General features: G+C 48.4%; 13 protein-coding genes and 1 other annotated feature. Of the genes, 6 read left to right on the forward strand and 7 right to left on the reverse strand.

Translation table 11 applies throughout. From position 1 onward, the window contains the following. A partial coding sequence (locus tag FYJ62_RS09635) for a zinc ribbon domain-containing protein (RefSeq protein ID WP_003613537.1) occupies positions 1-211 on the forward strand: 211 nt, incomplete at its 5' end. 285 nt (positions 212-496) lie between these two features. Here FYJ62_RS09635 and FYJ62_RS09640 read toward each other — a convergent pair. From FYJ62_RS09640 to FYJ62_RS09655, 4 genes are all read right to left on the reverse strand, one after another. Next, on the reverse strand, positions 497-1,591 hold the full coding sequence (locus tag FYJ62_RS09640; protein WP_154549470.1) for a serine hydrolase domain-containing protein: 1,095 nt from the start codon (positions 1,589-1,591) through the stop codon (positions 497-499). A 425-nt stretch (positions 1,592-2,016) separates the two neighbouring features. Then, a complete protein-coding gene (locus FYJ62_RS09645; protein ID WP_154549471.1) occupies positions 2,017-3,648 on the reverse strand; it encodes a peptide ABC transporter substrate-binding protein in 1,632 nt (543 codons plus the stop codon). Positions 3,649-4,013: 365 nt separating this feature from the next. Further along, entirely contained in the window at positions 4,014-4,340 is a 327-nt protein-coding gene (locus FYJ62_RS09650; protein WP_154549472.1) for a hypothetical protein, read from the reverse strand. A 224-nt stretch (positions 4,341-4,564) separates the two neighbouring features. Next, positions 4,565-5,011 (reverse strand): hypothetical protein, encoded by a 447-nt coding sequence (locus FYJ62_RS09655; protein ID WP_154549473.1) that lies wholly within the window; start codon positions 5,009-5,011, stop codon positions 4,565-4,567. A 397-nt stretch (positions 5,012-5,408) separates the two neighbouring features. Between FYJ62_RS09655 and FYJ62_RS09660 the strand changes: the two genes are divergently transcribed. The 3 genes from FYJ62_RS09660 (at position 5,409) to FYJ62_RS09670 (ending at position 7,922) form a co-directional block, all read left to right on the forward strand. Beyond that, positions 5,409-5,987 (forward strand): hypothetical protein, encoded by a 579-nt coding sequence (locus FYJ62_RS09660; RefSeq protein ID WP_154549474.1) that lies wholly within the window; start codon positions 5,409-5,411, stop codon positions 5,985-5,987. A 319-nt stretch (positions 5,988-6,306) separates the two neighbouring features. Continuing rightward, positions 6,307-6,765 (forward strand): hypothetical protein, encoded by a 459-nt coding sequence (locus FYJ62_RS09665; RefSeq protein WP_154549475.1) that lies wholly within the window; start codon positions 6,307-6,309, stop codon positions 6,763-6,765. A 170-nt stretch (positions 6,766-6,935) separates the two neighbouring features. After that, a complete protein-coding gene (locus FYJ62_RS09670) occupies positions 6,936-7,922 on the forward strand; it encodes a hypothetical protein (RefSeq protein WP_154549476.1) in 987 nt (328 codons plus the stop codon). Positions 7,923-7,966: 44 nt separating this feature from the next. Here the strand turns inward: FYJ62_RS09670 and FYJ62_RS09675 are convergent, their stop codons facing one another. The 3 genes from FYJ62_RS09675 to rplJ all read right to left on the reverse strand — a co-directional run bounded on the left by FYJ62_RS09675 (position 7,967) and on the right by rplJ (position 9,433). Continuing rightward, positions 7,967-8,365, reverse strand: a complete 399-nt coding sequence (locus FYJ62_RS09675; protein ID WP_154549477.1) for a hypothetical protein — start codon at positions 8,363-8,365, stop codon at positions 7,967-7,969. A gap of 137 nt (positions 8,366-8,502) precedes the next feature. Next, positions 8,503-8,868 (reverse strand): 50S ribosomal protein L7/L12, encoded by a 366-nt coding sequence (gene rplL, locus FYJ62_RS09680; RefSeq protein WP_154549478.1) that lies wholly within the window; start codon positions 8,866-8,868, stop codon positions 8,503-8,505. A 55-nt stretch (positions 8,869-8,923) separates the two neighbouring features. After that, the gene (gene rplJ, locus FYJ62_RS09685) at positions 8,924-9,433 is read right to left on the reverse strand and encodes a 50S ribosomal protein L10 (RefSeq protein ID WP_154549479.1); all 510 of its coding nucleotides are present in this window, start codon (positions 9,431-9,433) and stop codon (positions 8,924-8,926) included. Between the two features lie 34 nt (positions 9,434-9,467). Next, positions 9,468-9,594 (reverse strand) — a sequence feature (ribosomal protein L10 leader region). A gap of 100 nt (positions 9,595-9,694) precedes the next feature. On the opposite strand from rplJ, the gene FYJ62_RS09690 reads away from it, so the two are divergent. Both FYJ62_RS09690 and FYJ62_RS09695 read left to right on the forward strand, forming a co-directional pair. Further along, positions 9,695-10,096: a hypothetical protein gene (locus FYJ62_RS09690; RefSeq protein ID WP_154549480.1), complete on the forward strand. Its 402-nt coding sequence runs from the start codon at positions 9,695-9,697 to the stop codon at positions 10,094-10,096. Positions 10,097-10,862: 766 nt separating this feature from the next. Further along, a complete protein-coding gene (locus tag FYJ62_RS09695) occupies positions 10,863-11,618 on the forward strand; it encodes a YczE/YyaS/YitT family protein (RefSeq protein WP_229771896.1) in 756 nt (251 codons plus the stop codon). Positions 11,619-11,842 lie beyond the last annotated feature (224 nt).

The following is an 11,842-nucleotide window of genomic DNA, read 5'->3' on the forward strand; positions in this document are numbered from 1 at the left end:
CATGCTGGAATACAAGTGCAAGAAGTACGGAAAGATCCTCATCAAGGTCAATCCAGCATACACCAGCCGAATCTGCTCAAAATGCGGCAAGGATACGGGCAAGAAGCCACTGTCAGTGCGGGAATGGGACTGCCCATTCTGCAAGGCGCATCATGACCGTGACATCAATGCATCAATCAATATTTTGCTTAAAGGACTTGCCCAGCTCTGAGAGAGCTGGGCAAGCAAAAAATCGTACCGTCAAACAGCAGTCAATGCGGCTTGGCGGAATCGTCGGAGGGGGCACTTCCGTGATAAATAGACTGACCTCTGTTTTTGCACTGCTGTTCAGCTTGCTGGACAGAACCAGTAAAAAAGCAGGCTTGACCTCGGTCAAGCCTGCTTGCAAGAATAAGTTGGTCGTTCTCAGAAGCTGTAGGCTGCGCGTGAGCACTAGCCTATAAAGAAACCCCCGACCTTGGTCGGGGGAGCATGTCATACCCGTCGTTATTTAATGCTACTTGCTGGCAAAAGTCCCAGCCTTGATCCGGCTTAAGATCTGGTAGCCAACGTCCTTGACCTGGTTTTCGCTGGCATTTCTTTGGTTGAGGAACATAACTATCCCGTAACGGTTGTCAGTCGTCAATTGATAGTAGGTCGCGTAATGCTCATAGGCAATGCTGCCATATGCCAGCTTGACTTTGCCGCTCTTCTTCAAGCGAATCCCACCGCAATAAGTCGTTGCTTTTGATGGCATATGGGTCATTTCTGAGAACTGCTTCTTGGACAAAAGCTTGCCATTGTACAAACCCCGCTGAATCTGCAAGTACTCATACGGAGTCGAAATCAAGTCCCCAGCCCCTGGCATCTGGGAAGCCACGCTCTTTGGCAAAAGGACCGGAGCTTGGTAGTTTCTTCCCAAGTACAGGTATGACTTGGCCAGGTGCAGGGAAGATGGCAGATTTTCCCGCAGGCAGGTATGGGTCAAGCGCAACTTCTTCACGATCCGCTTTCGCAGATTGTAGGCATAAGACTTGCCGGTCTGCTTCTGAATGATCCCGGCCAGGAGCATGTAGTTGGTGTCGTTGTAGTGGTAGCTGCCCACTGGATACTGCCAGGTGGAATTGACCTGGTTAATGGTCCAGTCGATGGCGCCTTTTTCCGTGTAGACTTTTTTCTGGCTGTCTTCCAGGTTGTAGACGTAGTAGCCAGACGTGTGGGTCAGCAGGTCGCTGACCGTGATCTGCCTGGCATTTTTCAGCCGCGGATACCACTTGGAAATCTTGGTGTTGGCGGTAAAATGCTTCTTCCCCCGCGACTCACGCATGACTTGCATCAGCATGGCGGCCGTGACTGCCTTTTGCAGGGATGCGGTCGGATAGACAGCCTGGTCGCTGTTCTTGATCTGGCGACCATAATTGGCATAGCCTACGCCAATGGTCTTGGAGCGACCGTTTTCAACGACCGTGACTGTCCCGCGCATGTGATTCTTGTACAATAGCTCGGTCACGTACCTGCTCATCGAGGCGGCGTGCACCGGCGCGCCCTTGGCCCCCACAGTCAAAAAAAGGGCCAGAGCCGCCAGACTTCCCAATAATTTCTTTTTGATCATTTTTCCCCCCTATTTCGTTTCGCTGTTCTTTATTCGTTATTGCTATCCCTGCTCTTCTGCTTCTTTTTTCACAATAGCAGAACGCACTTGCCACTTCAATCAACACTGGCGTTATTTAATTAAGCTGAAAACATAACTGCCGTTATCCTTTGACTCAAGGGCAAAGAAAAAACGCCAGACCAGCTGGCGTCTAAGAATGTAAGAATTAAAAAAATGATTGCTTAGTTAACATGGTAATTTACTAAAGGGCAGCTATGTCTGCCAAGATGAAATAAAATGAAGTTTATAGTTGATAAAGAGGATTGATTTTTTCAGATGTTGTTTCGACAATTTAGATAAATGAAGTATTAAATGAAAGGTATTGATTTAATGGTAATGACTAAAATTGCTTGTGTTTTTTTGATGACTTATTTTCTTTAAAATGCCTAGTTGGCAATATAGGCGTTCTTGAAGCTGTAGCAAACGCCCGCGGTGTTGTAGATGATCCCCTTGACTTTCGGGTTGACCATCCAGGCTTCGCCGTGCTGGTCAAGCGGGGTCACTCCCTGGTCAGTGATCAGGGTGATTTCCGCCTTGGCCAGATCCTGCATCCGCTTGGTGTTAGAAGAAGTCGTCTTGGAATCGGCGATCAGCTTGTCGTAAGTCTTGCTGGACCACTTGCCATAGTTGTAAGAATTGCCTGTGGTCTCGCAGTCCAGGAAGGTAATTGGATCGGCGTAGTCGGCGATCCAGCCTGACAAGGTGCATTCAAAATTGCCAGCCAGAACCCGGTTCAGCTTGGTCTTAGTCGGGATGCTCTGCACCTTGACTGAGATCTTGCCGCCGAGGTTGGTTTCCAGCTGGCTCTGCACGAATTCCGCCAGCTTCTTGGAAGTGTCGTCGTCGGTAGAAAGCAGCGTAAAGCTGAGCTTCTTTAAGCCCACTTCCTTAAGGCCCTTAGCGAAGTACTCGTTGGCCATTTTGTTGTCATAGGACGTGTATTTCTTGGTGGTGGCATTGGCGGCAAGCTTGGTGAAGTCTTGTCCGTTGACCGTGGTCAAGCCGTTTGAGGTGAAGGTCGTCGCGGCTTTGTAGCTGGCTCCCAGGGAACTGGTCAGGTCAGCCCGGTTGATGGCCATTGAGATCCCCCGGCGCAAGTTGGCAGACCGGAACTTCTGGTACTTCTTCAGATTGAACTGCAGGTACTCGGTTTCAGCCAGCTTTCTGACCGTATAGGCCTTGTTGTGCTTCAGCTGCTTGGCCGCCTGGGTATCCAGGTAGGCCCCGTCCAGCTTCCCGTCTTGATAGAGGTTGTAGGCGGTTGAAGCTGACTTCTGCACGCTGTAGTTGATCTGATTCAGCTTGACGTCCTTCTTATCCCAGTAGTGCGGGTTCTTGACCAACTTCCAGGATAAGCTGGATCCGGTCCAGCCCTTCATGACGAACGGTCCATTGTAGACCATGTACTTGGAGCTGGTCCCGTACTTGGCCCCGTATTTCTTGACCGCGGTCTCATTTTGCGGGAAGAAAAGCGGAAAGGCCATCAGCAGCTTAAAGTATGGAATCCGCCGCTCTAAAGTGACGACCAGCTTGTACTTGCCCACTGCCTTAATGCCCAAGCTGCTGGCTGCCTTCTTGCCGGCAACGATCGCATCGGCATTCTTGATCCCGCTGAACAGGTAGGAGTATTCCGAGCCAGTGCTTGGACTGACGGTTCTGCGCCAGGAGAAGACAAAGTCCTTGGCAGTCACGGGATCGCCGTTGGACCATTTGGCATTCTTGCGCAAAGTGAAGGTCCAGGTCTTGCCGTCTTTGGAGTTTTCCGTCTTGGTAGCCAGGGCATTGACGACCTTGGCATTCTTGCCCAAGGTATAGATCCCTTCCATCACATTGTTGACCTGGTTGAAAGACGTGTTGTCCAAAATCTTGGATCCGTCGATCGTTGACAGTTCGCTTTCTTCCATCCAGTTCAGCTTCTGGTCCGCGGAAGTCTTCGCGGAGCTGGACCCGCAACCGGCCAAAGCGGCTGCTGACAAGAGGACGGCTGCCCCGCCCAAGAAAGATTTGCCCTTATTCATTTGTAGTACCTCTATAAGAAATAGAGGCTTGGTTTAATTTGGCGATCCACCACGATAAACCAAGCCCAATATGTGCTGCACATTTGCCAAATAGCTTGCATAGTTCCTATGGGCGTTATGCCTTTCGTGGCTAAAATTCATTGCTTGTTTCATCATGATGGCTCCTTTCTGCTTCGATAGCTTTTAATCTATCATTTAATTTTTAAGATGTCTTTAATCTTAGACCCCTTTGGGCAGATTTGCAAGCCTTTTGTTTAAAAAAAGGCAACTTTTTCTTTTTAGTGTCTGCATATTTTCTAGCTATTGGCATGCAAAAGGCGCATCCCCCGCGGGGACGCGCCTCTTCTATCTCTTCCTGTCTGTTTTTAAGCCAGCCGCGTCTTGGCCAGCAGGTCACGGATGATGCTGCTGATCATCAAGACCATGAAGAATCCGGCCTCACTGTGCCCGGCTTGCAGGACGACAAAGGAAATCAAGACGCCAGCGATCATGACCAGCCAGCCTTCCCAAGTGTACTGGTAGTTAGTTGGCTTCAGGTCAGGATACTTGAGCAAGACCCGCCAAATAATCAAGCCAACCGTTGCCAGGCAAATTGCCAGAGCCAAGCGGCGCTGCGGCAAAAAGCCCAGCAAAATCAATGGCAACCACCATAAATTGTTAACGAGACTATATTTCAAATTTCTAAGTTCCATCAAAACATCACTCCTTCTGACGAAGGATGGTCTCTGACCTTCAATCGCCTCTATTGTAGCACCTTTTCAGAGAAAGTGATAATTCGCACAAAATATGACATCAGCAATTTATTCTTGCAAACCCATTGCCCTGTTGCCAGCATTGTAACCCTTTACTTAATTTGTGATTAGTTTTCACAAAGCCTGACAAAAATGCCCTGTACTAGCGTACGGGGCATTTTCCCTTAGATCCGCTTCAAGTAGAGGTTCTCCTCTGCCGCCAGGTCTTCCAGCAGCTCCAATTGTTCCTCATCTGGATTATAGATGTTCAATTGGCAGAAAGAATCCAAGCTGAAAAGCATATCCTTGGTATTCTCAAAAATAATGTTCAAAGAAGTCTGTTCCTTCTCCAAAATGGACTTAATCGTCTGGTCAATCAAGTCCGCGCCTTCCTTGCACAAGCTCAGGCACTTGTCCTGGCTCCTCTCGTGCAGGAAGACCCGATTGCCATAGCGGCGCATGAAAGTCCGCGCGATTCTGGCAATCTTCTCTGAAAACGTCTCTAGACGATTCTCAAAGTTGGTCACTTCAAGATCGTCGTAGCGCTCATCCAGGCACTGGAGCGGCAGGTAGTCAATGCTGTAACCCTCACCGTGCTCTTGTAGCTGGTTGATCTTGCTTAGATAATCCATTAGGCACCCCCTTAACAAAGTGTCGTCTGCTCACTAGAAACAAAAAGGCACGGAAAAGCCCGTGCCCATACCGCAAACGGGAATCTGCCCGCTGCCGTCAAGCGAATTCAGATATGTCTATTTTATCATAATTGCTTGATTCTAGCAAAAATGGCAGAAGCAATGCAGATCTGTCAAATATGCGGTTGAGACATGAAAGTTGAGGAATCTATTTTCAACTGTATGCTCAAAGTTTAGCGCGAATGTCGCGGAAATGCTAACGGCAATTCCAGACCAGCCAGACAAAGGCCAGCAAGCATGCTACAATATTAGCAAACTGTAAAAGCCGCTCCTGGCCTGCTTTGAGCTGGGGCAACTTGTCAGAAATTTTTTTTGGAAACTTTTTTGGGGGTAAACAATGAACGAGCTGACGCTTTCTTGCGGCCGCCTGTGGCTGGAGAACGACAACGGGCCATTAGCCTGCCAGGTGACCGACGCAACGGATGAAATCGACTCCGACCTCAAGTCTTACAACAAGGAATACGGCCTTGCCAAATCCTGCCTCTTAGTGCCGGAGCTGCCAGACCAGTTCAAGTGGGAGCGGCTGGCCCTGGCCAGCGACTTTCCGGTAAGCGCGGCCAATCTGGTGACCAGTCTGGGCGACCGCAACTACCTGGGCGGCATCTGGCGGGTAGATGACCTGCTGGTCGCGGCCGCCGTCTACCGGCAGGAATTGTCTGACTACGCGGCATTGGACCCGAGCTGTCTCCCCTACTATCAAGCTGTAGACAATGGCGTGAAAGACCAGCTCCTCTTCCAGGTGTCGGTCAAAGCAGCTAAGGATACGGCGCCAAGCGACCTGTCGCTTGATTTTTCCTTCGATGAGCTGCGCCGCTACTACAAGTGGCTCAAATTCAAGGAACAGCAACAATACGACCAGGTCAAGGCCCTCGCTGAACAACAGGCGGCAGCTGCCAAGCAGGCTGCTGAGGAATAGGCTAATTCTCGAACTGCATGTCATTTGCAAACGCTTTGGTCGTTATTTAATCCTATACGTGGCTTCGATGCTAGAATAAAAGTGTCGCCAGAGGCGACTTAACGACAGCAAAGCTTCCTTTCAACTTTGATTGCCTTTCCAGAAATATTCTGATCTTACAAACGCACAGGCCGTGAGCGACCTGCGTTTTTTTAGTCAGACAAGCTGGCCTCATTCATTTAACATTTTATTGCCTAATTCTGCCCTGGCAAGATTGACATTATTTAACCAAGAATGTAAATTAAAATTAGCTAGTGTTATGTACAGGGAAAGAAAGGCGATGATCATGAAACTCTGGAAGACCGCGCTAGCCGCGCTGGTCAATCTGGCAGTCCTGTTGGCTTTTTCAGCCACCAGCACGCAGGCTGCCGTCAAGAAGGTCTCCTACCCGAAGACCGGCTCCTACTGCACGACTTTAGCGACATCTGACGCTTTTGGGATGGGCTATGCCCCTAAAGTCACGGCTAGCGGCGACAAGGTCACTTTTATCGGCAAGTTTACCAAGGTCAAGAACACAGGCTTGTTTCCTGAACCTGAGCACAAGCTGAAGTATGGCAAATATACTTTCACGCTCGACTCGAAATGCAAGTTCGAGGTGCCTGGCCCACTTGATGCCATTCACGTTTCCAAGAAGAAGTTTCTCTCCAACTTAAAAACCGTCAGCCGCCATCATGATGGCCTCGGCGTCGTCGTCTGCGTGAAGAAGGGCAAGGCCAAGACCGTCAGCCTGGTAAGCTAGCCTGACCTGTTTTATATCTGAATTGCTCCTGAACTATTTCAGGAGCTTTTTTCATGCTAAAAAATAAAGCGCTTGCACTTGACGGGGCCAGCCACGAGTGCCTATTATTAGCTTGAAAAAAATATCACCAAAGTTATATTTTGAATTCTATTCACAAGATCGAGGACAAAATGAACCGAGAAAAATACACGGAAAAATGCACCAAAGCAGTCGTCAAGCAGATTGCTGCCGCTGACGGCATCAGCAAGAAGCAGGCCCGAGACCGCTTCACCTCTTCGCGGACCTACCACTTCCTGGCAACTGATCCCAGCGTAACCACGAAAGAAGCCCCTGAAAACTTCTTCCAAATGTATGAAAACGACCGCAAATTCGGACAGATGCACAGCGATGCTGACATGCGCGCCATGTTTGACCTGAACCGGCAAGACGAGCTGGCTGGGGATGTCTTAGCCGCCAAAGAATTCGGCATTGATGAGTCAACCCCTTATGGAAAGAAGATCGCGGCAATCAGCCGCCTGACCGCTGAAACTGCCAAGCTGATCGCCGCGGCTGAAAAAATGCCTGAAGCTGACGCCTTGACGGCGTTCGGTGACTCTGACAGTTTCCTCAGCCTCTGTGGCAATTTTAAGGATGATGATCGCGCCAAGGACTTCGCGGAAATGTTCCATAATGAACAAGAATACGGCTGGCCAGTGACTGACCAGGAATTAAAGGACGCCATGGCCAAAGACGAGTCGCTTAGAATGACGGTTGAAGAAATGCGGCTCATTTCAGAACAGATGCCAGATGACCTGAAATCCCGCCCTTATGAGGACCAAGTCGCCATCTATCTGCCAGTTCTCTTGCGGGAAATCGCCAAGCTGATCGCAAAGAGCGAGCAGATCAGTCCAGCTGCGGCCAGCGACCGCTTTATGTCCTCAAAGACCTGCCAAGAATTGACCACCACTGCCTTGGACATCGGCAGCGAAGACCCCGTCTACTACCTGCAAAAGTACTTAAATGAACAAAAGTACGGCCTGCCCCTGGATGACGAAGGCTTGGAAATCTACCAGGAGCTGCAACAGGACTTTAAGAAGCCAAAGAGCCAGAAACAAAACAAGAAAGGCAAAAAGCACCAAAAACACAAGAAGGACAAGAAAAAGAAGTCCAAGAAATAGCAAAACAGCGCCTCTGTGGTCGAACGCAGAGGCGCTGTTTTGCTTTAAAATTCGTAGTGGTTGTCAAACTGCAGGCTCAAGGCCAAAGCTAAAGTCCAAAAGACCAGCAAGGCGATGATCTCAGCCACGTTGCTCCAAGACAGGCCGTAAAAGCACGGACTGACCTGGTTGGCCACAAAGGCCGAGGCCGCGTAAAGGTTGACCAGCAGCTGCCCCGTCCAAAACAGCAGGCGCAGCGGCTTAGAAGCTACTCGCTGATGCAAGTCTTTGTAGAAAACAGACCAGGCCACTAGCAAAATCAACAAGACGATCGTCCCAGCCACTGGCAGATGCAAATTGCCAAAATGTCCGCCCGCGTAGAGGTTGACCAGCAACTGGACCCCAAAAAGGACGATTGCTTTCCGGCTTTGCGCCGTCTTCACCGGCATTCCTTGCTTTTCCATTATCCTCACCTATTCCCTTTCAAGAACTGACTCTCCTAAGCTTTAATTATAAAGCGGATTCAGGAAAATGCCACAACAAAAAAAGACGCATGCGAATGCATACGTCTTTTCGAATAATTAATGCCCGAAGGCTCTAATTATTTCAGGGTTACAGTAGCGCCAACTTCTTCAAGCTTAGCCTTAAGGTCGTTAGCTTCGTCTTCTGACAAGCCTTCCTTGATAACTACTGGAGCACCGTCAACAGTCTTCTTGGCTTCAAGCAGACCTGCGCCAGTAACTTCCTTAACGATCTTGATAACCTTAACCTTTTCAGTACCTGCTGAAGTCAATTCAACGTCGAAGCTTGACTTAGCTTCTTCAGCACCAGCAGCGGCACCGGCAGCAGCTACAGGAGCAGCAGCTGATACGCCGAATTCGTCTTCGATAGCCTTTACCAGGTCGTTCAATTCAAGAATTGAAGCGCCCTTCAATTGTTCAATAATGTTTTCAGTATCCAAAGCCATTATAAGTATCCTCCGAAAAATAAGAATTTAGATATTCTAGTTTAAAATGACCAGACTATTCAGCTGATTCTTCCTTTGATTCAGCAACAGCCTTAACAACGTATGCGAAGTTGCGTACAGGTGCTTGCAATACAGAAAGAAGCATTGACAACAGACCTTCGCGGTTTGGAATAGCAGCAAGTTCTTCGACTTGTTCCTTGGAAGCAACCTTGCCTTCCAATGCGCCACCCTTAATTTCAACTACGTCATACTTCTTAGCGTATTCAGCAGCGATGTGGGCTGGAGCAGTGATGTTGTCTTCATCGTCAGTGTAGATAACTGCTGATGGACCAACAAATACAGGGCTCAAGTCTTCCAAGCCGGCTTCAGCAGCAGCGCGACGCAGGTAAGTGTTCTTCACAACCTTCATCTTAGCGTTGCTTTCACGCAATTCAGCACGGAATGCAGTAACTTCGTCAACAGTCAAGCCAAGGTAGTTGATAACTACGATAGACTTAGCTGACTTCAGTTCTTCTGCGAAAGCTTCTACGAACTTTGCCTTAGCAGCGATAGTAGCTTTACTCAAAATTTTCACCTCCATAAAATTTATGTAAAATTCTATAAGGCCTAAAAAATCTCCATGCCAAGAGACATGGAGAAAAAATAATCTTCATTATCTTCTGGCCTCGGTGGGAATGGATTGAGGCTTTGCGCCACCCACGTCTTAGGTTAAGAATTTACTTTATCTATTATAGAGGGTTTGTCACGATTGTCAAACGTTTTTTCTGCTTTTTTTCAAAAAAACTGGTAGAATCTCTAAAAGAGAGATTTTAAGGAGGCAACTCGCTTGAAGAGCAAACTTATCGACATTTTCTACTTTGGCCTGGCTGGGACTTCTGGCACCTTGAGCGTCATGAGCCTGCTTGCCGACCACAAGGCTTCTTCCATCATCCTGGACGTCCTGGGCCTGATCATCAGTGCCTACTTCGTGATCCGTGGCTTCTTGGACATCAAGAGCGAAAACGCGAAGCTGGACAAGAACTGGCAAATCCTGTCCTGGATCGCTTGGCCCATCCTGCTGATTGGCGTCTGCGTGGCCATCGGCGGCTACAAGGCTGGCAGCACCCCCGTGAGCTGGGGCAGCTTCATCGTCTTCCTGGTCTGCTGCTTCATCGTGCCTGAGCAGGCCAACGACAAGAATTTTCACGTCAAGAGCCGGGACGATACCGGCTTTGATGACAAGCGCTAACGCAGCTTGAAACAACAATGAGCAAACGAAAGGCTTCGCTGCCATATGAAGTGCCCTACGATTGTTAGACATAGACATCTAACGATTGTGGGGTATTTTTATGACCAAATATTCATCTGAACTAAAAATGCAAATTGCTTCTGATTATCTTAACGGCAGAGGCTCATACAATGGATTAAGCAAAAAGTATAATATCGCTGCGTCAATAATTCGTACGTAGGTGAAAGCCGCTGAACTCAATGGATTGGAAAGCTTAAAAGTTAAGCGAACCAAAAGAGAATATTCTGTTGACTTTAAGCTGGATGTGGTAAGCTACTATCTAAAATCCGATGAAGGACATAATCTGGTAGCTCCTTTATGGCTTATGAAATTCTCAATTCACTTTAAGGGTATCGTTTTTCAGTCTTCTTGGTAAATAAAGCAAAATAGTTTTATTGATAAAATTGTTTTCTCGCCCTTTTCTCTCGAACTGCCACTTATTGACTCCAGCCATGACTGGTCTAAAACAACTCGTCAAGCCTTACTGTCGCATGCTCTATAAAAACAAAGATGAAATAGCTTAAACACAATTTTCATCATTTTCGCAACCGGTTTTACCATAAAAGGCGTTATTTTATTAACAGATTCAACTATAGCTATATTAATTCAACTTAAGCAAATATGCTTAGACATATTCTATTGGACACAAAGCTGTTAACAAACCAATCTTTATTAATGACTGAATCGTCAATTAGAAAACCAGAAAACAAGTTAAGAAGATTTACATATGAGGCATCACTTGAATCTCAGCAATTCTCAATTCAAAATTCAAACACTTTTTCGTTCTTTCAAACCCGCCACTGGTGAAGGCTTTGCCCCCCTCCCGCGCCGCCTGACCGCTTTAGCACTTGGCCTGGTCCTGAATGCTTTTGGCAATGGGATCACCATTTCCAGCAACATTGGCACCGCCCCGTGGGGCGCTTCAGAAGTCAACCTGGCGCACATCTTCCACATCAGCATTGCCCTGGCCATGTTTTTGACCGGCTTCTTGGTGGCAGTCGTCAACCAGCTGCTCTTGCGCCGCTTTGACCTGCCCCGCTTCTTGGGCGAGGTCGTCTTCATCGCCGGCTTCAGCTACTTCATTCAGCTCTTTACCACCCTCTTCTCTGCTCTAGGCCTGCCGCGGCTGCCCTTGACCTGGCGGCTGGCTATTGGCTTATTGGGCATCATGACCTTGGGCTGCTCGATTTCTTTTTATCAAAGAGCAAACCTGATCATGCACCCCAATGATGACACGACCAATATCCTGCGCTTCATGTACTGCCGCAACAAGGTCATCCGAGCCCAGCTGCTCAACTTCAGCGTGCCGGTCCTGATCACCGGGATCTGCTGGCTGATCAGCGGAAAGGTCTATGCCGTCAACCTCGGAACCCTGTTGTGCATTCTGGTCAATGGACCAATGATCGCCCTGGCTGACCACTGGCTCTGGCACAGTCTGCACCACAACATCACCGCGCCTAAAGCAATCAGCGACCGTGACTGATTAACTCAACGACTCCAGTTTGTCTGGAGTCGTTTTTTGGTCCCTAATAGTCCTTGACAAGCTTACGCAATGTATAAATAATGGGAACCGATGCAAAATGACATGCTCCCCCGACCAAGGTCGGGGGTTTCTTTATAGGCTAGTGCTCACGCGCAGCCTACAGCTTCTGAGAACGACCAACTTATTCTTGCAAGCGGGCTTGACCGAAGTCAAGCCTGCTTTTT

This window comes from Lactobacillus porci (genome assembly GCF_009695985.1).
GTDB lineage: Bacteria > Bacillota > Bacilli > Lactobacillales > Lactobacillaceae > Lactobacillus > Lactobacillus absianus.

What these genes read in the sequence shown, in the direction of transcription:
- FYJ62_RS09640 (WP_154549470.1), bottom strand. Translation starts at nt 1,591, where the DNA reads ATGATCAAAAAGAAATTATTGGGAAGTCTGGCGGCTCTGGCCCTTTTT.
- FYJ62_RS09645 (WP_154549471.1), bottom strand. Translation starts at nt 3,648, where the DNA reads ATGAATAAGGGCAAATCTTTCTTGGGCGGGGCAGCCGTCCTCTTGTCA.
- FYJ62_RS09650 (WP_154549472.1), bottom strand. Translation starts at nt 4,340, where the DNA reads ATGGAACTTAGAAATTTGAAATATAGTCTCGTTAACAATTTATGGTGG.
- FYJ62_RS09655 (WP_154549473.1), bottom strand. Translation starts at nt 5,011, where the DNA reads ATGGATTATCTAAGCAAGATCAACCAGCTACAAGAGCACGGTGAGGGT.
- FYJ62_RS09660 (WP_154549474.1), top strand. Translation starts at nt 5,409, where the DNA reads ATGAACGAGCTGACGCTTTCTTGCGGCCGCCTGTGGCTGGAGAACGAC.
- FYJ62_RS09665 (WP_154549475.1), top strand. Translation starts at nt 6,307, where the DNA reads ATGATCATGAAACTCTGGAAGACCGCGCTAGCCGCGCTGGTCAATCTG.
- FYJ62_RS09670 (WP_154549476.1), top strand. Translation starts at nt 6,936, where the DNA reads ATGAACCGAGAAAAATACACGGAAAAATGCACCAAAGCAGTCGTCAAG.
- FYJ62_RS09675 (WP_154549477.1), bottom strand. Translation starts at nt 8,365, where the DNA reads ATGGAAAAGCAAGGAATGCCGGTGAAGACGGCGCAAAGCCGGAAAGCA.
- rplL (WP_154549478.1), bottom strand. Translation starts at nt 8,868, where the DNA reads ATGGCTTTGGATACTGAAAACATTATTGAACAATTGAAGGGCGCTTCA.
- FYJ62_RS09695 (WP_229771896.1), top strand. Translation starts at nt 10,863, where the DNA reads ATGAGGCATCACTTGAATCTCAGCAATTCTCAATTCAAAATTCAAACA.